At 65.5% G+C, this 22,508-nt stretch carries 16 protein-coding genes; 8 read left to right on the top strand and 8 right to left on the bottom strand.

The annotated features are described in order from the left end of the window. Positions 1 to 930: 930 nt before the first annotated feature. Positions 931 to 3,048: an acid phosphatase gene (gene acpA, locus DBV14_RS17715; protein WP_260397103.1), complete on the bottom strand. Its 2,118-nt coding sequence runs from the start codon at positions 3,046 to 3,048 to the stop codon at positions 931 to 933. Between the two features lie 360 nt (positions 3,049 to 3,408). On the opposite strand from acpA, the gene DBV14_RS17710 reads away from it, so the two are divergent. Further along, positions 3,409 to 4,776, top strand: a complete 1,368-nt coding sequence (locus DBV14_RS17710) for a cytochrome-c peroxidase (RefSeq protein ID WP_124460476.1) — start codon at positions 3,409 to 3,411, stop codon at positions 4,774 to 4,776. Positions 4,777 to 4,815: 39 nt separating this feature from the next. On the opposite strand, the gene DBV14_RS17705 is transcribed toward DBV14_RS17710, so the two are convergent. Further along, positions 4,816 to 5,256 (bottom strand): MarR family winged helix-turn-helix transcriptional regulator, encoded by a 441-nt coding sequence (locus DBV14_RS17705; RefSeq protein ID WP_124460475.1) that lies wholly within the window; start codon positions 5,254 to 5,256, stop codon positions 4,816 to 4,818. A gap of 75 nt (positions 5,257 to 5,331) precedes the next feature. Between DBV14_RS17705 and DBV14_RS17700 the strand changes: the two genes are divergently transcribed. From DBV14_RS17700 to DBV14_RS17690, 3 genes are all read left to right on the top strand, one after another. Beyond that, positions 5,332 to 6,489, top strand: coding sequence for an NAD(P)/FAD-dependent oxidoreductase (locus tag DBV14_RS17700; protein ID WP_124460474.1), 1,158 nt, complete (start codon positions 5,332 to 5,334; stop codon positions 6,487 to 6,489). 139 nt (positions 6,490 to 6,628) lie between these two features. Next, positions 6,629 to 7,207 (top strand): PadR family transcriptional regulator, encoded by a 579-nt coding sequence (locus DBV14_RS17695; RefSeq protein WP_124460473.1) that lies wholly within the window; start codon positions 6,629 to 6,631, stop codon positions 7,205 to 7,207. A 14-nt stretch (positions 7,208 to 7,221) separates the two neighbouring features. Next, entirely contained in the window at positions 7,222 to 8,079 is an 858-nt protein-coding gene (locus DBV14_RS17690) for a siderophore-interacting protein (RefSeq protein WP_124460472.1), read from the top strand. A gap of 59 nt (positions 8,080 to 8,138) precedes the next feature. Here DBV14_RS17690 and DBV14_RS17685 read toward each other — a convergent pair whose 3' ends face one another. The 4 genes from DBV14_RS17685 to DBV14_RS17670 form a co-directional block, all read right to left on the bottom strand. Then, on the bottom strand, positions 8,139 to 10,529 hold the full coding sequence (locus DBV14_RS17685; RefSeq protein WP_124460471.1) for an excinuclease ABC subunit UvrA: 2,391 nt from the start codon (positions 10,527 to 10,529) through the stop codon (positions 8,139 to 8,141). Between the two features lie 138 nt (positions 10,530 to 10,667). Next, on the bottom strand, positions 10,668 to 12,161 hold the full coding sequence (locus DBV14_RS17680) for a DHA2 family efflux MFS transporter permease subunit (RefSeq protein ID WP_124460499.1): 1,494 nt from the start codon (positions 12,159 to 12,161) through the stop codon (positions 10,668 to 10,670). Positions 12,162 to 12,196: 35 nt separating this feature from the next. Beyond that, positions 12,197 to 12,664 carry a MarR family winged helix-turn-helix transcriptional regulator gene (locus tag DBV14_RS17675; RefSeq protein ID WP_124460470.1) on the bottom strand — a complete coding sequence of 156 codons (468 nt, stop codon included), beginning with the start codon at positions 12,662 to 12,664 and terminating at the stop codon, positions 12,197 to 12,199. Positions 12,665 to 12,757: 93 nt separating this feature from the next. Beyond that, the gene (locus DBV14_RS17670; protein ID WP_124460469.1) at positions 12,758 to 13,735 is read right to left on the bottom strand and encodes a magnesium and cobalt transport protein CorA; all 978 of its coding nucleotides are present in this window, start codon (positions 13,733 to 13,735) and stop codon (positions 12,758 to 12,760) included. Between the two features lie 237 nt (positions 13,736 to 13,972). On the opposite strand from DBV14_RS17670, the gene DBV14_RS17665 reads away from it, so the two are divergent. Then, the gene (locus DBV14_RS17665) at positions 13,973 to 15,052 is read left to right on the top strand and encodes a helix-turn-helix transcriptional regulator (RefSeq protein WP_124460468.1); all 1,080 of its coding nucleotides are present in this window, start codon (positions 13,973 to 13,975) and stop codon (positions 15,050 to 15,052) included. 20 nt (positions 15,053 to 15,072) lie between these two features. Here the strand turns inward: DBV14_RS17665 and DBV14_RS17660 are convergent, their stop codons facing one another. Beyond that, positions 15,073 to 15,837 carry a response regulator transcription factor gene (locus DBV14_RS17660; protein ID WP_124460467.1) on the bottom strand — a complete coding sequence of 255 codons (765 nt, stop codon included), beginning with the start codon at positions 15,835 to 15,837 and terminating at the stop codon, positions 15,073 to 15,075. A gap of 502 nt (positions 15,838 to 16,339) precedes the next feature. Between DBV14_RS17660 and mutS the strand changes: the two genes are divergently transcribed. From mutS to DBV14_RS17645, 3 genes are read left to right on the top strand one after another with little or no spacing between them, the layout of a single operon-like run. Then, on the top strand, positions 16,340 to 18,997 hold the full coding sequence (gene mutS, locus DBV14_RS17655; protein WP_124460466.1) for a DNA mismatch repair protein MutS: 2,658 nt from the start codon (positions 16,340 to 16,342) through the stop codon (positions 18,995 to 18,997). Between the two features lie 28 nt (positions 18,998 to 19,025). Further along, a complete protein-coding gene (locus DBV14_RS17650; protein WP_124460465.1) occupies positions 19,026 to 19,865 on the top strand; it encodes a proteasome-type protease in 840 nt (279 codons plus the stop codon). Positions 19,866 to 19,879: 14 nt separating this feature from the next. Further along, the gene (locus tag DBV14_RS17645; protein ID WP_185546053.1) at positions 19,880 to 20,698 is read left to right on the top strand and encodes an alpha/beta fold hydrolase; all 819 of its coding nucleotides are present in this window, start codon (positions 19,880 to 19,882) and stop codon (positions 20,696 to 20,698) included. Positions 20,699 to 20,787: 89 nt separating this feature from the next. On the opposite strand, the gene DBV14_RS17640 is transcribed toward DBV14_RS17645, so the two are convergent. Next, positions 20,788 to 22,260, bottom strand: a complete 1,473-nt coding sequence (locus DBV14_RS17640; RefSeq protein ID WP_124460464.1) for an amidase — start codon at positions 22,258 to 22,260, stop codon at positions 20,788 to 20,790. Positions 22,261 to 22,508 lie beyond the last annotated feature (248 nt).

Raw genomic sequence — 22,508 nt, 5'->3', positions numbered from 1 at the left:
CAACGCCTTTCCCTACCAACTCTGGAGTTGCGATAGCTATTTTGGCGGCAGGCGATGCGAGAACTTATTGCCACTGGCTCAGGCGGACGAGCAAGCTCTGCGGGTATGCGAAGCTTGCTGCCATATGAACCCCTTTAAGCACAGCGAGCAACCAAAGTGCATACCGCCAACGTAGCGGCAAGCAGTACACACTTCGCCCTATCCCCTACCACTCCACTCCAACAACCTCTCCGCCTCCCGCGCCAGATCCGCAGCAATCCACAGCATGTGATCCCGGTGCTTCTCCCCTGCCTCCTCAAACCACCCGTTGCCATCCCCATGGCAGCACCAGAGCAGCGAGTTCAACTGCGCCAGTTTGGTTTCGAGTAGATCCCTTGCGTCATCGCCTGTCGGATTCGAAGGCGTCGAGCTGCATCCGCAGCGGGGAGATTGGGGCGTCGAACGCCCGGCCATAATTCGTTTAGCCATCTGTTGTGCTTCCTGAAAAGTAAATGCACGTCACTTGGTTAGACGGTCAGAGTGTTCACGCACCCTGGCCGTCGCCTTTTGTGCCTCGCGTTCGCGTCGCTGCACAAAGGCATCGACACCCGCCGCAAGGCAAGCGGTTCATTCATCGTCTGGGCAAAGGGGCTGCTGTTCCTTCCACGCTGTTCGTCGACCACAAGGCGGGTCGTCTTGTCGCAGGGGCATTCACTGTAGAGAAGCAATGCCGCGCAAGAGAAAAGAATTTGTCGAGGATTGCTCGGTTCGAAGAGCTATCTGCCGCGCCGCAGCCGCAGACACGAAGCACTGACAGTCGCGCGTCTGTCTGTTCAAGCGAAATGAGATGAAGCGAAATGAAAAAGGGAGACAGATCCCGGACAGACCTGCCTCCCTTTTGTCGAGCGTCGGGGCGAGCTATGCGCTCGCTCGCCCGCTCACATCAACAACTCAAGACTTCTTGGCAAAGACCAGCGCACCAGTCAAGTCACCCATGGCATGCGAGCCGTTCTTCGCCAGCGCGGCATCGCGCTCATTCAGGCCCGGCAGCACGGGCAGCGACCAGCGGTGCGTGATGAAGCGCAGGGTCGACGCGGTGTCGTACTGGGTCTTGTCGACGAAGCCCTTCTTCGAGAACGGCGAGACGATGAGCGCGGGAATGCGCGTGCCGGGGCCCCAGCGGTCGCCCTTGGGCACGGTGGCGTGGTCGTAGAAGCCGCCGTTTTCGTCGTAGGTGACGACGACGAGCATGTGGCCCCATTGCGGGCTGGCTCGCAGCTTGGCAATGACGTCGGCAATGTGCGCGTCGCCATCGGCCACGTTGGCGTAGCCGGCGTGCTGGTTCAGGTTGCCCTGCGGCTTGTAGAAGCTCACGGCGGGCAGCGTGCCGGCGGCCACGTCGCCGAGGAAGTCTTTGTCGAAGTCCTTCAGGTGGGCTGCGCGTGCATCGGGGTGTGCCACGGGGTCGAAGGCCGCGTAGTAGTTGAACGGCTGGTGATGGAACTGGAAGTTGGGTGTCGGCCCGCTCGGGAACGCATAGTCGGTGGTGGCGGCAGTGGTGGTGCTGTTCCATGCACCGCTGTACCAGGCCCAGCTCAGGCCCTTGGCCGTGAGCAGGTCGCCAATGGTGGTCTGCGTCTGCGGCGGCAGGTTGTTGGCCTTGGTCGGGTTGCCGAAGAGCTTGCTGGTGTCGGAGTCCTGGAACCGGTTGCCGCTGGGCTGGTACGGCGGCTGCATGGTGTTGACCGCGTAGAAGTTGCCGGCGGCATCCTTCGGCGTGATGGTGCTGTCTCGCACGTAGGTCGGCGCACCGCTCAGCACCGAGGTCGGCGAGTCGCTGCGGGCTGTCAGCCGCACGAAGTTGCCGTTCGCGTCCACGTCGATGGCGGAGATCGATGCGTTGGCGGGCGAAGTGCTGGCGTCGGCGTTGGGGTACAGCGGCGCGCAGGCGCACACCAGGTACTGGTGGTTGAGGAACGATCCGCCGAACGCGCCCATGAAGAAGTTGTCGGCCAGGGTGAAGTCCTTGGCCACCTGCCACAGCTTCATCTGCGAGCCGTCGTAGTAGCCCATGCTGAGGCCGCCGGCGTCGGAGTAAGCGGCAAACTTGTCGTTCTTGCCGCCGTTGATCTGCATCTGGTTGTTGTAGAAGCGGTGAACCAGATCGCGCGTAATGACCGACTTGTCGATGCCCGTGGTCACGCCGGTGTAGCTCGCCACGTCGTCGATGCGGAACATCTTGTTGGGCATGCCCGAAGCCTGCGCCTGCGTGATCACCGGGCTCTGGCCCGCGAGCGTTACGCCACCCCACACAGGCGGCAGCGTCGGCAGCGTGGAGCCATCGAAGTCTTTCTGCGGCTCGGGCGCGGAGGTCGACGAAGTGGGGTTCACGCCCGGAATGCCGTTGGCGCCGGGGAACAGGCCGTACAGGTTGTCGAAGCCACGGTTTTCCGCGTAGATGACGACGACGTTGGTGATCTGGTCTAGCGCGAAGCGGTTGAGCAGCGCGGCGGTAATGTCGCCGCCCGCGCCGGCTTCGGCCACGGCTTCGGCAATGCGTTCGATGGACTGGTCGATCTCGGTCTGCAGCGCGGTCTTGATGGCGGCGTCGGTGATCTTGTTGTGGTCGGCCAGCAGTTGGGCTTCGCTCACGCCGATGCGGGCGGCCAGCGCCTTGCGCGCGGCGGCCAGGTCGCCGCCGTTGGCGTCCATCAGCGCGACCAGTTCGGTGGTGATGGCGCTGACGACGCCGTTGGCGCCGGCCGGTGCACGGAACACCAGCGGCTGGGTCACGGGGCTTTCGGTGTTGGTGACGGGGTCGAAGCGCTTGCTCGAGGTGCCGATCTCGGCCACCACGGCGCCCTGGCCGGTGAGGGTGAAGGCGCCGTTGGCGTCGGTGGTGGTGCTGGCTTCGCCGGTGTCGCAACGGCCGTTGTTGTTGGTGTCGATGCAGACCTTGGCGTTGCGGTAGTAGCTGCCGGTGACGACGCCCGAAGTCGATGCCGCGTTGCCGCCCGAGAACGGAAAGAAGCTCGTGTTGTTGTCGCCGCCGCCGCAGGCAACGACCATCGCTGCCGCTGCAATGGCGGTGGGCCAGGGAGTCAGGTGGCGTGCGAGTGTGCGACCGCGTGCAAACACGGCGTTGCGGGTGCTGCTGCTTGTGCTCTTGCTGCTCTTGCTGCTGCGTGGGGTGGTGGGGGCCATCATGTGTGGAGTTATGAGATGTGGATGAGCCCGGCCGGCGGTCGGGCGGCGTGATGCTCTGCGTGCCGCGTGACAGCCACGTTGCAATTCGTCGTACATCGGGGCTTGCTCATTCAGGGCTAAGAAATCTCCGCCGGCCATGTCACGCCGCTGACACGCGCCAAACCTAGCCTCGATTCGTCGCCTCGCGGCCCTGCCCGCCCACCTCTTGCGCACGTGCTTCCGATGACCTGTTTTCTTCGCCGCCTGGCCTTGCTGGCCGCGGCGCCCCTGCTCTGCGGCCTGCTTGCGGCCTGTGGCCGTGAGGCGCCTGTGGCCACATCCGCGCCGCCGGTGCAGCAAGCAACGACGACCGCTTCGGCCACTGCAGCCGCAACAGCCGCTACAGCGGCCGGGCCTGCGCAGCCCGCGTATGTCGGCGCCACCTATGCGCCGGTGCCGGGCCGGCCGCGCCCGAGCCCGCAGCAGCTGACCGACATCGGCCGCCGCATCTTTTTCGACGGCAGCCTTTCCGCATCGGGCACGGCCTCGTGCGCGAGCTGCCACGACCCGAAGCACGCCTGGGGCCCACCCAATGCGCTGTCGGTGCAACTGGGCGGTGCCGATGGCCGGCAGGAAGGCCCGCGCGCCGCGCCCTCGCTGCGCTACCTCGAAACGCTGACGGCGTTCTCGGAGCACCACTACGACAACGACGGCGACGACAGCATCGACGCCGGCCCTACGGGCGGCCACATGTGGGACGGCCGCGCGGGCTCGGCGCACGAGCAGGCCGGCATGCCGCTGCTGTCGGCCGCGGAAATGGGCAACGCATCGATCGAAGACGTGGCCGCGAAGCTGGAGCGCACGGCCTACGCGGACGAGTTGCGCAAGGCCTTCGGCAGCGACATCTTCAAGGATCCGAAGGCGGCCTTCAATGCTGCAGGCTTGGCGCTGGAAGTGTTCCAGCAATCACCCACCGACTTCTATCCGTTCACGAGCAAGTACGACGCGGTGCTGCGCGGCCAGGCAAAGCTGAGCGCGGCCGAAGCGCGCGGGCTGAGGGTGTTCAACGACGAAAACAAGGGCAACTGCGCGACTTGCCACATCAGCCAGCGCACGCAAGACGGCGCGTTTCCGTTCTTCACCGACTTCGGGATGATCGGCCTGGGCGTGCCGCGCAATCGAAAGCTGAAGGCGAATGCCGACCCGCAGTTCTACGACCTGGGGCTGTGCGGGCCGTACCGCACCGACATGAAAGACCACCCGGAATACTGCGGCCTGTTTCGCACACCCACGCTGCGCAACGTGGCGGTGCGGCAGAGCTTTTTTCACAACGGGGTGTTCCACACGCTGGAAGACGCCATTCGCTTCTACGCCCAGCGCGACACGGCACCGCAGCGCTGGTACGGGCGCGCGGCCAACGGCGTGGTGCAGCAGTACGACGACCTGCCGGCGCAGTACCACGCGAACCTGAACATGGAGGCGCCGTTCGGGCAGAAGCGCGGCGGCAAGCCCGCGCTGACCGAAGCGGAAATTCGCGATGTGGCGGCGTTCCTGCGCACGCTGACGGACGCGGACCAGAAGAACGCGCCGGTTGCGGCAGGGGCGCGCTGACCTTTTAATCACGCTGCGAGGCTGTGGCGCCGCGGCGCTTCAGCCGCCGCCCATGCGCTCGATGTTCTCGTTGAGCCGCAGCAGCATCGCCGCGAGCTGCTCGACTTCGGCGCGGGAAAAACCTGCCAGCGCCTCTTGCGTGTGCGCGTCCATCAGCGCCTTGGCCTTGGGCAGGCGCTTGGCGGCCAGCGGCGTGAGCGAAATGAGGCGGCTGCGCTTGTCTTCAGGGTTGTCGACGCGCTCGACCAGGCCGTCGCGCTCCATGCGTGTCAACAGCTGCGCCATGCTGGGCTGCTCGACCTGGGCAATGCGCGCCAGCTCGGCCTGCGACAGCGCCTTGCTCTTCTTGAGCGACACCAGCACCGGCAACTGGCCGACGGCAAACCCGAAATCGCGCAGGCCGCCATCGACGAGGCGCGCGAACCCGCGGTTTGCGCGGCCGATGAGCTTCAGGGGGTTCGGAGTGCCGTGTTCTTTCATGAGGGGCATTCTATCTGCATAGGCTCCTATGCTAATATAAATAGGAACCTATCCTTTTTTCATGGAGCATACGGAATGCAGAAGCATCCAGGCATCGCCATCGCCATCATCGGCGCGGGCCCCGGCGGACTCACGCTGGCGCGCATCCTTCACCTGGCCGGCATACCCGCCACCGTGTTCGAGCGCGAAGAACACCCGCTCGTGCGCCCGCAAGGCGGCACGCTCGACCTGCACGAAGGCTCCGGCCTGCTGGCGGTGCAGCGCGCCGGGCTCGCCGACGCGTTCCAGCGCATTGCGCGCTACGACGACCAGGGCTCGCGCCTGCTCGACATGCACGGCCGCGTGCTGTTCGAGCAGGCCGACGCCTCCGCCGGCAACCGCCCCGAGGTCGACCGCACCGCGCTGCGCGACATGCTGCTCGATGCGCTGCCGGCGGAATGCGTGCAATGGGGTTGCGCACTGCGCGAACTGAAGCGGCGCGACGACGGCGGCTGGCACCTCGCGTTCGACAAGGGCGAGGCCGGCCCCTTCGACCTGGTGGTGGGCGCGGACGGTGCCTGGTCGAACGTGCGCCCCCTGCTGTCGCCCTACAAGCCGCAGTACAGCGGCCTGACCTTCATCGAGTTCGGCATCGACGACGTGGATGCGCGGCACCCCGCGCTGTCGCGCCTGGTCGGCCGGGGAAAGATGGATGTGCAGGGCGATGGCAAGCAGGTCATTGCGCAGCGCAACGGCAACGCGCACATCCGCGGCTACGCGATCTTCCGGGTGCCGGCCGACTGGGCCGCCGGCCGCTTCGACTTCGCCTCGCCCGCTTCGGTGCGCAGCGCGCTGCTCTCGGAGTTCGCGGGGTACGGCGATGCCATCACCGATCTCTTTCGCGCGAGCAACGACCCGTTCGTGGCGCGGCCCATCTACGCGCTGCCGGTCGGCCATTGCTGGACGCACCGGCGCGGGCTGACGCTGCTGGGCGATGCCGCGCACCTGATGTCGCCCTTCGGCGGCGAAGGCGTGAACGCGGCCATGCGCGATGCCGTCGAGCTGGCCGCGCTGCTGGTCGAAGAGCGCGACTGGGTGAGCGCGGTAGCCACCTACGAAACACAGATGTTCGAACGGGTGGTCGATGCCGCGCAGGGCTCGGCCGAGGCGGCGGCCGTGCAGATGTCGCACATCGGCGAGGCGCTGTCGCTGGCGCACCTGCGGGAGCACAGCGCGGGCGGCGTCTCCGCTTAGGCGCCAAGGAGGAACGAGAGGGCCAAGCGCCCTCTTCCGCCCGCGTCCGCCCGCTTCCGGTGTCCGGATGCGTATCGGTTTGACTTATTTTTAGATATATCTAAAATAATTCCGATACACATCAAGAAGGACACCCACCATGAGACATTTCCACTCCGGCCATCACCACTGCCGCACCGCCCGCAGCGAGCATGAAGACGGCCTTTCCGGCGGACGCGGCCTGCGTGGCGGGCGCGGTGGTGGCGGCGGCGGACGCGTGTTCGGCCACGGCGGCCTGCGCTTCGTGCTGCTGCAACTCATCGCCGACAAGCCGGCCCACGGCTACGAGCTCATCAAGGCCATCGAAGACCGCCTGGGCGGCAGCTACGCCCCGAGCCCCGGCGTGGTCTACCCCACGCTCACGCTGCTCGAAGAGCTGGGCTACCTGAGCGTGGAAACCGCCGACAACGGCGGCCGCAAGCGCTACAGCATCACGCCCAGCGGCCACGAATTTCTGGCCGCCAACCGCGAAACGGCCGACGCCATGATGGCCCGCATGAACGGCGGCGTCGACGGCGCCGGTCCGCGCGGCGGCCGTCCACCGCAGGTCACGCGCGCCATCGAAAACCTGAAGCTCGCCATGCGCATGCGCCTGTCGGGCCCAGCCCTTACAGAACAACAAGCCCACGAATTCGCCGCGGTGCTCGACAGCGCCGCCCAACAACTGGAACGCATCTGAAACATCCACCTGAAATGACCGACTTCACGACAACCAACACCACTGCTGCCAACGCATCTCCCGCCACCCCCGACCGCACGCCGCGCCGCGTGCGCCACGACCTGCGTTTTCGCAAGCTCACGGTCAAGGCCACGCAGCGCGTGACGCCGCACCTGATCCGCATCACGCTGACGGGCGACGACCTGGCAGGCTTTACCAGCCCCGGCTTCGACGACCACGCGAAGATCTTCTTTCCCGATGCGGCCACCGGCCAGCTGACGCTGCCGACCGCCGGCCCCGACGGCCCGGTGTGGCCCGCGAGCGGCCGACCGACCATGCGCGACTACACGCCGCGCCACCACGACGCCAAGGCCAACACGCTCGACATCGATTTCGCGCTGCACGAAGCCGGCCCCGCCACGCAGTGGGCCGAGCAGGCCAAGCCCGGCGACATCGTCGGCGTGGGCGGCCCGCGCGGCTCGTTCATCGTGCCGACCGAGTTCGACTGGCACCTGCTGATCGGCGACGACACCGCCCTGCCCGCCATCCATCGCCGGCTGGCCGAGCTGCCGGCCGGTGCGCGCGTGGTAGTGCTGGCCGAGGTCGACAGCGAAGCCGACCACATTCCGTTCGACACGCGGGCCGATCTGACGCTGCAATGGGTGCACCGCCGCGGCACCGAGCCGGGCTTGAGCCCGGTGCTGGTCGATGCGCTGAAAGCCATGAAGTTGCCGGCCGGCGACTTCCACGCATGGGTGGGTTGCGAATCGGCAATTGCCAAGGCGCTGCGCGCGCACCTGGTGGGCGAGCGCGGCGCCAACCCGAAGTGGACCCGGGCGTCGGGCTACTGGCGGCGCGGCGCGGCTGCCACGCACGACTCGCACGACGAGTAAGTCGCTTCGATTTCTCGCGGCGCGTGAGACGTGCGGTGTGAGATTCGCGCCGGGGCTTTTCAGGCGCCGACGTAGGCCGCGAGATGCTCGCCGGTGAGCGTGCTGCGAGCCGCGACAAGGCTCGCAGGCGTGCCCTGGAAGACGACGCGGCCACCGTCGTGCCCCGCGCCGGGCCCCAGGTCGATGATCCAGTCGGCATGCGCCATCACCGCCTGGTGATGCTCGACGACGATGACCGATTTGCCGGCCTCCACGAGCCGGTCGAGCAGGCCCAGCAACTGCGCGACGTCGGCAAGGTGAAGCCCCGCGGTCGGCTCGTCGAGCACGTAGATGTCGCCCTTCTCGGCCATCTGCGTGGCCAGCTTGAGCCGCTGCCGCTCGCCGCCCGACAGCGTGGTGAGCGGCTGCCCGAGGCTGAGGTAGCCCAGCCCCACATCGGCCAACCGCTGCAGGATGGCGTGCGCGGCCGGCGTGCGGGCCTTTCCGGTACCGAAGAATTCGCTGGCCTCGGTGACGGGCATCGCCAGCACCTCGCTGATGTCGCGGCCACCGAAGCGGTACTCCAGCACCGAGGCCTGGAAGCGCTTGCCCTCGCATTCCTCGCACGTGGTGGCCACGCTGGCCATGGGCCCCAGGTCGGTGTAGATGACGCCCGCGCCGTTGCAGGTCGGGCAGGCGCCTTCGGAGTTGGCGCTGAACAGCGCGGGCTTCACGCCATTGGCTTTGGCGAATGCATTGCGGATCGGGTCGAGCAGCCCGGTGTACGTGGCCGGGTTGCTGCGCCGTGAGCCACGGATCGCGCCCTGGTCGATGGACACCACGCCTGCGCTGGCCGGCATCGACCCATGCACCAGCGAGCTCTTGCCGGAGCCGGCTACACCGGTAATGACGACGAGCACGCCGAGCGGAATGTCTACATCGACGTCGCGCAGGTTGTGCGCCTTGGCACCGCGGATCTTCAGCGCGCCGGTGGGCTTGCGCACCGCGCCTTTCAGCGCGGCGCGATCGTCCAGGTGGCGGCCGGTGACGGTGCCGCTGGCCCGCAGCCCTTGAACGCTGCCCTCGAAGCAGACGCTGCCACCCGCCGTGCCCGCGCCGGGACCGAGGTCGACCACGTGGTCCGCAATGGCGATGACCTCGGGCTTGTGCTCCACCACGAGCACGGTGTTGCCCTTGTCGCGCAGCCGCAGCAGCAGCGTGTTCATGCGCTGGATGTCGTGCGGGTGCAGGCCGATGGTGGGCTCGTCGAAGACGTAGGTCACGTCGGTGAGCGAAGAGCCCAGGTGGCGGATCATCTTCGTGCGCTGCGCCTCGCCGCCCGACAGCGTGCCCGAAGGCCGGTCGAGCGAAAGGTAGCCCAGCCCGATCTCCACGAACGAATCGAGCGTGGCCGCCAGCGTGCCGAGCAGCGGCGCCACCGACGGCTCCTTCAGGCCGCGCACCCACGCGGCCAGGTCGCTGATCTGCATGGCGCAGGCGTCGGCAATGTTGATGCCCTTGATCTTCGAGGAGCGGGCCGCTTCGGCGAGCCGTGTGCCGCCGCAGTCGGGGCAGGTGGTGAAGGTGACCACCCGTTCCACGAAGGCGCGAATGTGCGGCTGCATCGCCTCCACGTCTTTCGACAGGTACGACTTCTGGATTGTCGGAATGAGCCCCGCGTAGGTCAGGTTGATGCCATCGACCTTGATCTTGGTCGGCTCCTTGTGGAGCAGGTCGTGCAGCTCATTTTTGGTGAACTTGCGGATGGGCTTGTCGGCATCGAAGAAACCGCAGCCGCGAAAGATGCGCCCGTACCAGCCGTCCATGCTGTAGCCGGGCACGGTGAGCGCACCGTCGTTGAGCGACTTGCTGTCGTCGTACAGCTGGGACAGGTCGAAGTCGGTGACCGAGCCGCGGCCCTCGCAGCGCGGGCACATGCCGCCGGTGCGGGTGTAGGTTTCCTTGACGGTCTTGGTCTTGGCGCCGCGCTCGACGGTAATAGCGCCCGCCGCCTTGACCGAGGGAACGTTGAAGGCGAACGCACTGGGCGAGCCGATGTGCGGCTTGCCCAGCCGGCTGAACAGAATGCGCAGCATCGCACTGGCGTCGGTGGCGGTGCCGACGGTGGAACGCGGGTCGGCGCCCATGCGCTGCTGGTCGACGATGATGGCCGTGGTCAGCCCTTCGAGCACGTCGACCTCGGGCCGCGCGAGCGTCGGCATGAAGCCCTGCACGAAGCTGCTGTAGGTTTCGTTGATCATCCGCTGCGACTCGGCTGCGATGGTGCCGAACACCAGCGAGCTCTTGCCCGAGCCCGAGACGCCGGTGAACACCGTCAGCCGTCGCTTCGGTATCTCGATGCTGAGGTCCTTGAGGTTGTTCTCGCGTGCACCCTGCACGCGAATCAGGTCGTGCTGGTCTGCAACATGCGCCGCGGGCGGCTGCTTGACCGGCTTGCTGGCCTTGCTCATCTTGTCTCCATTGCTGGGCGGGTCCGCCCCGAGTTGGCCGCGGATCGTGCCACGTCGCAACAGCGTGCTCAAGCCGATGGCCCGATGCGTTCGGGGGACTCCCCGCAACGCCCCCGTAGGTGAGTCAGCGCCGGTGCGTCAGTGCGGCACTTCGGCCGGCCCCGAAGCCGCCGCGCTGCGGCGCGGGCTCCTGATCAGCAGCAGCAACGGAATGGCCAGCAGCGTGATCACCATCATGATGGCGAAGTCGTCCAGGTAGCCGATGAGCGCCCCCTGCCGCGTGACCTCGGCGTTCAGCAGCGCCAGCCCGGTCAGGGTGTCGGGCGACATCATCGACGGCAGCGTGGCCAGCGCGGGGTTGCCCGGCGCCACGGTCGATGCGATCTGCGCATGCGCCTTGCTCGAGCCTTCGGTCAGCAGCGCCTGCACGATCGAGATGCCCACGCTGCTGCCGATGTTGCGCAGCAGGCTGAAGATGGGCGTGCCCTGGTTGCGCAAGCGCGGCGCCAGCGTGGCAAAGGCCGCCGTGGACAAGGGCACGAAGGTAAAGCCGATGCCCAGCCCCTGGATGAAGCCCGACATCACGATCAGGCTGCTGTCCATCTGCAGCGTGAGCCGCGTCATCTGGTAGAGCGAAAAGGCCGTGAGGCTGAAGCCCGCCGCCATGATCAGGCGCACGTCGATCCTCTGCACCAGCCGCCCGACGATGATCATCGCGATCATCGTTCCGATGCCGCGTGGCGCCGTCACCTCGCCGGTGTAGACCACCGGGTAGCCCATCAGCCCCTGCAAGAAGTTGGGCAGCAGCGCCATCGTGGCGAACAGGATCATGCCGACGATGAATGCGAACAGCAGGCCAGTGACGAAGTTGCGGTCTTTCAGCAGGTCGCGGTCGAAGAAAGACACGCCCTGCACCGTCCAGGTGTGGACCACGAAGAAGCCGAAGGCCACCAGTGCGGCGGCGGCCTCGAGCTTGATCTCCCACGAGTCGAACCAGTCGAGCTGCTCGCCGCGGTCGAGAAAGAGCTGCAGCATGCCGATGGCCAGGCTCAGCGTGACGAAGCCGAAGATGTCGAGCTTTTCGCCCTGTGGCCGGCTTTCGGGCAGATAGCGCGCAATGCCCCAGAAGGCAAAGATGCCCACCGGCAGGTTGATGAAGAACACCCAGCGCCAGTCGAAATTCTCGGTGAGCCAACCGCCCAGCAGCGGCCCGAGAATGGGCCCGACCATGATGCCGGCGCCCCAGATGGCCATGGCCTGGCCGACCTTCTCGCGCGGGTTGATGTCCAGCAGCACCGCCTGCGACAGCGGCACCAGCGCCGCGCCGAACACGCCCTGCAGCAGCCGCGCCGCCACGATGCCGACCAGCGAGGTCGCCATGCCGCACAGCGCCGACGCCACGGTGAAGCCGATCACCGAAATAAGAAACACGCGGCGCCGCCCCCAATGGCCGCACAGCCAGCCGGTGAGCGGCAGCGCGATGGCCGAGGCCACGATGTACGAGGTGAGCACCCAGGTGATCTGGTCCTGCGAAGCCTGCAGGCTGCCCTGCATGTGGGGCAAGGCGACGTTGGCGATCGTGGTGTCGAGCGCCTGCATGATGGTCGCCAGCATGATCGAGATGGTGATCATGCCGCGGTGCGGCACGCTGGCTCCGGGCGCGACGCTCACTTCTTCGGCTCCTCGCCCGATGTGATTTCCATCAGGCTGCCGTGCACCTTGGCAAGCAGGCTCAGGAGCTGCGCCCGCTCGGGCTGCGACAGCACCGCCATCACGCGGGCATTGAGCCCGTCGCTGATGTGCAAGGCACCGTCGAGCGCCTTTTCTGCGCTGGGTTCCAGGTGAATCTTGTTGACGCGGCGGTCGGTGGCGCTGGGCTCGCGGCGAATCCACCCGGCTGCGGCCATGCGGTCGCACAGGCCGGCCACGGCCATCGGGGTGAGGTCGAGGCGCTGCGCCAGCTCGGCCTGCGACAGCGGCTCTTCGTCGCCCTGCATGGCCAGCGCGCCGAGCAGCCTGCACTGCGCGCTCGACAGGCCGATGCGCTCGCGCGCCAGCCGGTCGAACTCTTCGCTGTAGAGCTTTCCGACACTCTTGACGATAAAGCCGAAACGCTGCGTGAAGTCCCTTTTCATAAGGGACTTGATTATCTACATGTTTATTAGTTTGGAATTAGCGACGACATTGGAGCTGGCATTGGGTCTCGCATTAATTGGAGCCAGCGCTTGTCAGAGCCAGCCGGCACGCTTGAACCGGTAATAGAGATAGCCGCAGGTGCTGACGATCAGCCCCAACGCCACCGCATAGCCGTACTTGAATTTCAGCTCGGGCATGTGCTCGAAGTTCATGCCCCAGATGCCGGCGAAGGCGGTGCACACGGCGAATATGGAGGCCCATGCAGCGAGCCGCTTGGTGACTTCGCTTTCCTCGATGGTGACCATCGACAGGTTCACCTGGATCGCCGTGCCGATGGTGTCGCGCATGGCATCGATCGAGCCGTTGATGCGCCCCAGGTGGTCGCCGACATCGCGAAAATATTCCTGCGAGCTCATGCAGATATGCGGCACGCGGCCGCCGTGCATCTTGCCGGCGGCCTCCAGCAGCGGCGCTACCGCGCGCTTGAGGATCATGCTGCGGCGCTTCAGGTCGTACAGCTGCTTGATCTTGTCGCGCGCCGCGCCGCCCTGGCCGAATATCTGCTGCTCGATGGATTCCAGCTCGACCTCGAGCGCGTCGATCACCGGAAAGTAGCGGTCGACCACCGCGTCCATCAGCGCGTACAGCACGAAGCCCGCGCCGTTGCGCAGCAGGTCGGGCTCACGCTCGCAGCGCTCGCGCACGCCCAGGAAGCCCTGCTTGCTGCGGTTGCGCACCGACAGCACATAGTTGGTACCGACAAAGACATCGACCTCGCCGACGTTGGTGCAATGCTCGCCCTCGGTGGACGACTCCACCAGGTGCATCACCACGAAAAGCGAGTCGCCGTATTCCTCGACCTTGGGCCGCTGGTGCCCGTGCTGCGCATCTTCGACGGCAAGCGGATGCAGGTCGAACTCTTTCTGCATCTCGGCCAGTTCTTCGGTTGTGGCATCGCTCAACGCCACCCACACAAAGCATCCCGGCCGCGTGATGTATTCGCTGATGTCCTCGACCGGAATGTCGGCGAGCTTGGCGCCGTTCTCATACGCCACGCAATTGATCAGCATTGGTACTCCGCAAAATTATTCATGGGTCTGGACCTGCGATGGTGCCATGCCGGGATGCCGGGTCGCGACGGGCGGCCCTTCGCAGTTTCGATTTTGTGGTTTCAATTAGCGGCTTCAATTGGCCGCGAAGACAAACAACATCCGGGGCCGTCTTGCGAGTAGCATTCGCCCACCAGATTGAATGGAACTTCAATTTGGAAGGGGAAATACAAGCATTCTTGAACGGGGATTTTCCAGATGGAACCGGACGCAGACATCCCCGCCCTTATCGAAGACATCTACGCCACCGGTCTTGGCGAGCAATCCTGGGATCCCGTTCTGAAGGGCATTCGCCTGGCCACCGGTTCCCGGCTGGTCGGTCTCCTCACAATGAACGGTGAGGGCCACACCGAATACGCAAGCGGCTCGAGCGACGACGATGCGTGGGCCGCCGAACTGACGGACGGCTACAACCGCGAGTTCCATCTCCACGATCCTTCGGTCCCTGTCGTCAGGAACTGGGCCGCAGGCCGCTGGTATGACGACCGGGAACAGAACGCACCCGAGTGGCGGGCCCGCAGCGTGATTCACCAGGAGTTTCTTGTTCCGCGCCGCGCCAGCCACTGGGAAGGAACCTTTGTTCACCGAACGCCCGATGTCAGCCATTTCCTGAGCCTGATCGGCGATGGCGCGCGCAAAGACGGCGGATCGTTCCGCAGCGACGTTCAAAGCATCCGCGCGCACCTTGCGCGGGCACTTCGCATGCGAACGAGTTTCGATGAATTGCAGGGAAAAATCGCGCAGGGAGAAGCGACGTTCGATGCGCTGAGTGCGCCCGCTTTCCTGCTGGACGATCAGCGCCGCCTGGTACGCGCCAACGCGGCCGGCCTGGCCCTCATGAAGCGAGAGCCGCGGCTGAACTTCGTGCACGGGTATTTCGTGGTGGCCGGCTACACCAACGCAGTTCAGTGGCAGGCCGCCTGCAAGGTGGGGCTGGTGATCATCCCCGGCCTGCCCAGGGAATTGATCCTGAGCCTGAGCCCCGTTCCGGCGCAAACGCACCTGGCATCGGACAAGCAGCGACCGCTGATATTGATGATGGCGCCGGGCTTGCGTTCCGCGGCGGAACGGCAGCGCCGGCTGTGCCTGATCTACGGCCTTACGGAAGCAGAAGCCGAGGTGTGCATGCTGCTGTGCGAGCAGGGCCTTACACCCCAACAGTGCGCCGATGCCAGGGAGGTTTCAGTCGGAACGATTCGCTCGCAGATAAAGAGAGTCTTCTTCAAGACCAATTCCACCCGATTCTTCGAGCTCATGCGGTTGGTGTCCGCCCTGTAGCGAGGCGCGTTTCGAAGCCGTCAGGCGGTCAGGACATCCAGATGCGCGGCATGCGCTTGAGGCATGAAATTCATGGCCGGAACATCGGGCGTGCTTTCGGTAATGAGCTGATACCCCTCGCCGTAGATCATGCGCAAGGTCACGCCGTTTTCAATGCCGATCTTCAGCTTCTTTCGCAGATTGCAGATGCACACGTCCAGCGACCGGGAGCCTTTGGCCAGATCCCTGCCGACGATGCTTCTCCATATCTTGTCCCGGGTCAAGACTCGGCCGGCGTTGTGAAACAGGAGCAATGCGACGTCGAATTCGCGAGGCTTCAGCAGGATTTCCTGCCCGTTGAGCCGGATCACTCTTTTCTTTGTCTCGATCCGATAGGCGCCGCGCTGAAAATCAATCAGGTCCGCATCCATTTCGAGGGACGACGAGGTCTGGACAATCAAGGCACCGACCCTGTACTCCAGCTCCTTGATGTTGAACGACGAGTGCAGGCAGTCTATTTTTTCTTCCTGCCCAAAGTCTTTCAGCGATGGCAAAAGACCCCAGCACTTGTCGTTCATCAGGAACAACGTGGGTATTTTCGTACTCGACCAGGTAACGCTTGGACTGCGTATTTCATTGTCATCCACGGAATGAATCAACAGGTCGAAGCACTGATTGCGTTCCATGGCCTGCGAAAAATCCGACAGGCGCTCGAATCCGACAGAAGCGTAGCCCAGCGAATCCAGATTACTGCGCAATGAATTCTTTCGGGCTTCATTGCTTTCCACGACAGCGAGTATTGGCATATTTCAAAATCCCAGGATTTATCTTTTTTGGGAAGAAATTTCAAAAGGTGTCGCAGTGCCTGACATTCATTTCGAGAAAACCAGGAGCATGCGCCGATAGAAAGCAATTCATCAGGCTGGAACCTTTGATTACTTTTAAATAATGTACGTGTTACCGGGAACACCCTTGCCTCCAAGGTTGGGGACGCGGAGCACCGGGAGCCTAATAAGTTCGAGACTTATTTCACGATTTCTCTGATATTGCACAACAAGGGCATCGGCGCCAGACCAACCCGGCTAAGAAATCAGGCAGTCAAACGCCCTCAACGCCGGCTTGGCGCAAGCCGCGTGCCCCACGCTTCGGGCGACCGGGCAGAACGAACTTCATAATGTGCGCCCGCCCTCGCGCCGCAGGCTTTGCGCCCGGAAACATCGAGCGGCGCGAACTGACATCTTGAGAAGTGCCGATGAACACAGAACACATGACCGCCCTGTCGGTTTCTTCAACGAGATCAATGACTTGATGGAAAAAGTCGATACCGATCAACGCTCCGGCGGCGCGCCGCTGGCGGCACATACGCCCATGATGGCGCAGTACCTGGGCCTGAAGGCCGACCACCCGGACACGCTTCTGTTCTACCGGATGGGCGATTTTTACGAGCTGTTCTGGGCCGATGCCGAAAAGGCGGCCCGCCTGCTCGACATCACCCTCACCCAGCGCGGCCAGTCGGCCGGCCAGCCGGTGGTGATGTGCGGCGTGCCCTTCCACGCGGTCGACACCTACCTCGCGCGGCTCATCAAGCTGGGCGAATCGGTCGCCATCTGCGAGCAGGTGGGCGAAGTCGGCGCCAGCAAGGGGCCGGTCGAACGCAAGGTGATGCGGGTGGTCACGCCCGGCACGCTGACCGATTCCGAGCTGCTCAGCGACAAGAGCGAATCTCTGCTGCTCGCGGTGCACGCGGGCACGCGCAATTTCTGCGGGCTGGCATGGCTCAGCGTGACGGGCGCCGAGCTTCGGCTGGCCGAATGCCCGGCCGATGCGCTCGAAACCTGGATCGCCCGCATCGCGCCGAGCGAACTGCTGTACAGCGCCGAAGTCACGCCCGCTTTCGAGCAGCGCCTGAAGGCCGCGCGCGCCGCCACACCGTTCACCCTGTCGATCCGCCCCGCGTGGCAGTTCGACGGCGGCCTGGGCGAACGCAAGCTCAGCGAGCAGATGGGCAGCAACAGCCTTGCGGCCTGGAACGCCGAATCGCTGACCAACGCGCATGCCGCGGCCGCAGCGCTGCTGGGCTATGCCGAGCACACGCAGGGCCGGGCCCTGTCACACGTGCAGCGCCTGTCGGTCGAGCGCGATGGCGACCTGATCGAGCTGCCGCCCACCACGCGCCGCAACCTGGAGCTGGTGCAGACGCTGCGCGGCGAAGACTCGCCCACGATGTTCTCGCTGCTCGACACCTGCATGACGGGCATGGGCAGCCGCCTCGTGAAGCGCTGGCTGCTCTCGCCCCGGCGCGACCGCGGCGAGGCCCAGGCCCGGCTCGAAGCCATCGGCGCGCTGCAGTCCACCGTGCTCGGTGGCACCGCCGCGCCCTGGCGCACGCTGCGCGAACAACTGAAGAACACCAGCGACGTGGAGCGCATCGCCGCCCGCATCGCGCTGCGGCAGGTGCGCCCGCGCGAATTGCTGGCGCTGCGCCTGGCGCTGGCCAAGGCCGAGCAACTGGCGCCCCTGCTACCGGCATCCGCCGCGCTCCTCGCGCAGATTGCCGAGCGGCTCGAGCCGCCACCGGGCTGCGCCGACCTGCTGGTGAGCGCCATCAAGCCCGACCCTTCGGCACTGGTGCGCGACGGCGGCGTGATTGCCACCGGCCACGATGCCGAGCTCGACGAGCTGCGCGCCATCAGCGACAACTGCGACGACTTTCTGCTGAAGCTCGAAATCAGCGAACGCGAGCGCACCGGCATCAGCAACCTGCGCGTGCAGTTCAACCGCGTGCACGGCTTCTACATCGAGGTGACGCAGAGCGCGCTCTCGAAGGTCCCCGACAACTACCGCCGCCGCCAGACGCTGAAGAATGCCGAGCGCTTCATCACGCCCGAGCTGAAGGCCTTCGAAGACAAGGCGCTCAGCGCGCAAGACCGCGCGCTGGCCCGCGAAAAATGGCTGTACGAACAGCTGCTCGATGCGCTGCAGCCCTCGGTGCACGCGCTCACGCAACTGGCGGGCGGCATTGCCACGCTCGACGCGCTGTGCGCGCTGGCCGAGCGCTCGCACACGCTGCACTGGCGCGCGCCGAGCTTCGTGTCGCACCCGTGCATCGAAATTTCGCAAGGCCGCCATCCGGTGGTCGAGGCGCGGCTGGCCGAAAAGTCGTCGGGCGGCTTCATCGCCAACGACACGCAGCTGGGACCGCAGCAGCGCATGCAGGTCATTACCGGCCCCAACATGGGCGGTAAATCGACCTACATGCGGCAGGTGGCGATCATCGTGCTGCTGGCGTCCATCGGCTCGCACGTGCCGGCTGCGGCTTGCCGGCTCGGCCCCATCGACGCGATTCATACCCGCATCGGTGCGGCGGACGACCTGGCCAATGCGCAATCGACCTTCATGCTGGAGATGACCGAGGCCGCGCAAATCTTGCACAGCGCCACCGCGCAGTCGCTGGTGCTGATGGACGAAATCGGCCGCGGCACCAGCACCTTCGACGGGCTGGCGCTGGCGGCGGGCATCGCGGCGCAGTTGCACGACCGCAGCAAGGCCTTCACGCTGTTCGCCACGCACTACTTCGAGCTGACGGAATTTCCGGCCACGCACCACGGCGCGGTGAACATGCACGTGAGCGCGACCGAAGCCGGCCGCGACATCGTGTTCCTGCACGAAATGCAGCCCGGCCCGGCCAGCAAGAGCTACGGGATTCAGGTGGCGCGGCTCGCCGGCATGCCGGCGGCGGTGGTCAACCATGCGCGGCAGGCGCTGGAGGCGCTCGAATCGCAGCATGCGCAGACGCGTGCGCAGGTCGACCTGTTCGCGCCCCCGCCGGTGGCTGAAACGCCCCTGGCCAGCGCCGTAGAATCCGCGCTGGCCGCGCTAGACCCCGACACCATGAGCCCGCGCGAGGCCCTCGACGCGCTCTATGCCCTCCAGAAACTGAACACGCGTGAACGCAGTGCCGCCTGAGCGGGCCTGATTCATGCGAGACGAACTCATGACTTATTGCGTAGGCATCAAACTCAACGCCGGCCTGGTGTTTCTCTCCGACTCGCGCACCAATGCGGGCGTGGACCACATCAGCACCTTCCGCAAGATGATCGTCTACGAGCAGCCGGGCGATCGCGTCATGGTGCTGCTGTCTTCGGGCAACCTGAGCATTTCGCAGTCGGTGCGCGAAATTCTGCAGATCGAAGAGCTTCGCGAAACCCGCGAAGACGGCACGCAGGGCGACCCCATCACCATCTGGAACGCCAAGAGCATGTTCGATGCCGCGCGCGTGCTGGGCTCGGCGGTGCGCCATGTGTACGACCGCGACGCCGAGGCGCTGAAGCACGCGGGGCTGGACTTCAACGTGTCCTTCATCTTCGGCGGGCAGGTCAAGGGCGAAGGCATGCGCCTCTTTTTGGTCTACGCGGCCGGCAACTTCATCGAAGCCACCACCGAAACGCCGTATTTCCAGGTCGGCGAGTCGAAGTACGGCAAGCCCGTGCTCGACCGCGTGCTCACGCCCGAAACCCCGCTCGACGAAGCCGCCAAGTGCGCGCTGGTGTCGATGGACTCGACCATGAAGTCGAACCTGTCGGTCGGCCTGCCGCTCGACCTGGTGGTGTACGAAGCCAACAAGCTCGAAACCGACCGCGTGATCTGCATCGACGCCGACAACCCCTACTACCGCATGATGCACAACAGTTGGGGCCAGAAGCTGCGCGAGGTGTTCGACAGCATCGAAGACCCGGTGTGGGACGACAGCCATACCGAGCATCCGCTGAAAATGCCCGCCACGCGGCACAGCCCGCTGCGCAAGATCTCGACCCCCGACGAAAAGCTCATCTGAGCGCGGTCTCGGCCATGGCCATGCCGCCCGTCATTTTTTCGCACGGCAACAGCTTCCCTGCGAGCACCTACCGCGTCGTTCTCGACAGCCTGCGCAACCGCGGCTTCGAGGTCGATGCCATCGAGAAGTTCGGGCACGACCCGAAGTACCCCGTCACCGACAACTGGCCGCACCTGGTGCAGCAGTTGGCCGACTTCGCCAGGTTGCGCGCCGACCGTGCGGGCGGCCCGGTGTTTCTCATCGGCCATTCGCTCGGCGGATTCCTGAGCCTGATGTGCGCGGCGCAGCACCCCACGCTGGCCAAGGGCGTGGTGCTGATTGACTCGCCCATCCTCGGAGGCTGGCGCGCGAACACGCTCAACGTGGTCAAGCGCACGCCGCTCATGAAGAGCATTTCGCCCGGCGCCACCAGCCGCAAGCGCCGCAACAGCTGGGAGCACCGCGAGGCGGTGTTCGAGCATTTCCGCAGCAAGAAGGCGTTTGCCAAGTGGGACGAGCAGGTGCTGCACGACTACATCGACCACGGCACCTTCGACGGCGACAAGGGCGGTGAAGACGGGCGAGAGCTGAGCTTCGACCGCGATGTGGAAACGGCCATCTACAACACCCTGCCCCACAACCTGGGCGCGCTGCTGCGCCGCCACCCGCTCAAGTGCAAGGTGGCCTTCATCGGCGGGCGCCAGTCGGTCGAAATGAAGCAGGTCGGCATGGCCATGACGCAGCAGGTGACCAAGGGCCGCATCGCGATGCTCGACGGCACGCACCTTTTTCCGATGGAAAAGCCGATGGCCACGGCCGCCGCCATAGAGGCGGCGCTGCGCAACCTGCTCTGAGCGCCTGGCGGCCCTGGCGGCCCTGACGGCCCTGACGGCAGCCTTGGCCGCCTTGCCCGGGCCGCCTCTGCTGCGCGGCCGCCGTCGCTCTATGCAGCGGTGACGTGCACGCCCGGCCGCCGGCCGTCATTCCATTTGCCACCCAGCGCCCGCTCGATCTGCGCGGCCAGTTGCAGCAGCAGCCCGTCGTTGGCCTGCGCCGCCTGCGCCTGGATGCCCAGCGGCAAGCCGTTCTCCTGGCGGCCCATCGGCAGCGAGATGCCGGGCATGCCGCACAGGTTGGCCAGCGGCGTGTACGCGAAGTTGCGCCACAGGTTGGCGAACCAGTCGTGGACCGAAGGGTTGGTGCTGGTCGTCAGGTACTCCGTGGCGCCGACGCGGGGCGTGGGCAGCGCGGTGATCGGCGTGAGGATGATGTCCCACTGCTGGAAGAATTCGCCAAAGGCGCGCGAGGTGGTGTTGAACACCGCCTGCATCTTCGAGCGCTCGGTGTACGAGGTGTTCAGACCCGCTTCCCAGATCTTGATGTTGATGGGCTCCAGCAGATCGGCCGGCGCCGACTCGAGCCCCAGCCGCGCCAGGTGGCCCGCGATGACCTGGGCAAAGTTGCTGATGTAGCAGGTGGTCTGGGCGGCAAAGGCGGTCTGGAAATCGACCTCGGGCAGCGCCCATTCGACATGGTGGCCCAGGCTTTCGAGAAAGCGGCCGGCACGCTCCAGCTCGGCCACGAAATGCGGTGTCGCGCGAAAGTCGCCCCACTCGTGCGACAGCGCAATGCGCAGGCGGCCGGGGTCGCGCCTGATCAGTTCGCTATAGGGCTCGGCCGGTGACCAGAAGGGCATGAACTCACCGGGCGCGCCACCGCGGCAATGGTCGACAAAGGCGGCCGTGTCACGCACGGTGCGGCTGTGGCAGCCCTGGATGGACACCAGCCCCGACAAATCAGACAAGCCCGGCGCCAACGAGAACACGCCGCGCGACACCTTGAGCCCGATGTTGCCGTTGACGCCAGCCGGAATGCGGATGGAGCCGCCGCCATCGGTGGCATGCGAGAGCGGCAGCACGCCGGCGGCCACGGCGGCGGCGGTGCCGGCCGAAGAGCCGCAGGTGGTGTAGTCGAGGTCCCAGGGGTTGCGCGTGACGAACAGGGCGTTCTCGACGGAGCTGCAGACGCCGAACTCGGGGGTGGTGCTGCGCCCGACGATGTTGAGGCCGGCGTTGCGGATCTTGCCGGTAAGAAAGCTGTCTGCTGCGGGGCGATGGCCTTGCATGAGCATGGAGCCGAATTCCTGCAACCGGCCCTTGAGCGTAGGGCCGAGGTCTTTCATGAGGTAGGGCACGCCTGCGAATACGCCATCGGGATTCATGCCGTCCTTCAGGGGATCGGCCACGACGTCGTCGAACACTTCGACGATGGCGCTGGTCTGCGGGTTGGTCTTCGCGATGCCGGCGGCTGCTTGTGTCGCCAGTTCAGTTGGCGTCACGTCGCCCTTGCGTACCCGTTCGGCGAGCGCTACTCCGTCGTGGGCTGTCCATTCTTCCCAGGTCATTGCGAGTGTCATTTTTTGTTTGCTCCGTTCGTTGCAGTTTGTTTGGGTTCTGGGGGCTTTTGTTCGGGGCGCGTGCGACTGACACCGGGTACTCCCCTCCGCGAATGTCCCCCGCTTCGCTCCTCCTTTATTTCGCTGCGGGGAGCACCCGATGCCATTCGTACGAGGGCGCTGCGCTTGTGTCGCTCGATCAACGACCGCTCTGAGCCGCTCACGTCGATGGTGTGCTCTGCGCAGCGAAATAAAGGAGGAGCGAAGCG

Origin of the sequence: Variovorax sp. KBW07, assembly GCF_003852515.1 — a bacterium.
Classification (GTDB): Bacteria; Pseudomonadota; Gammaproteobacteria; order Burkholderiales; family Burkholderiaceae_C; genus Variovorax.
This window is presented reverse-complemented; position numbering and strand designations above follow the sequence as displayed.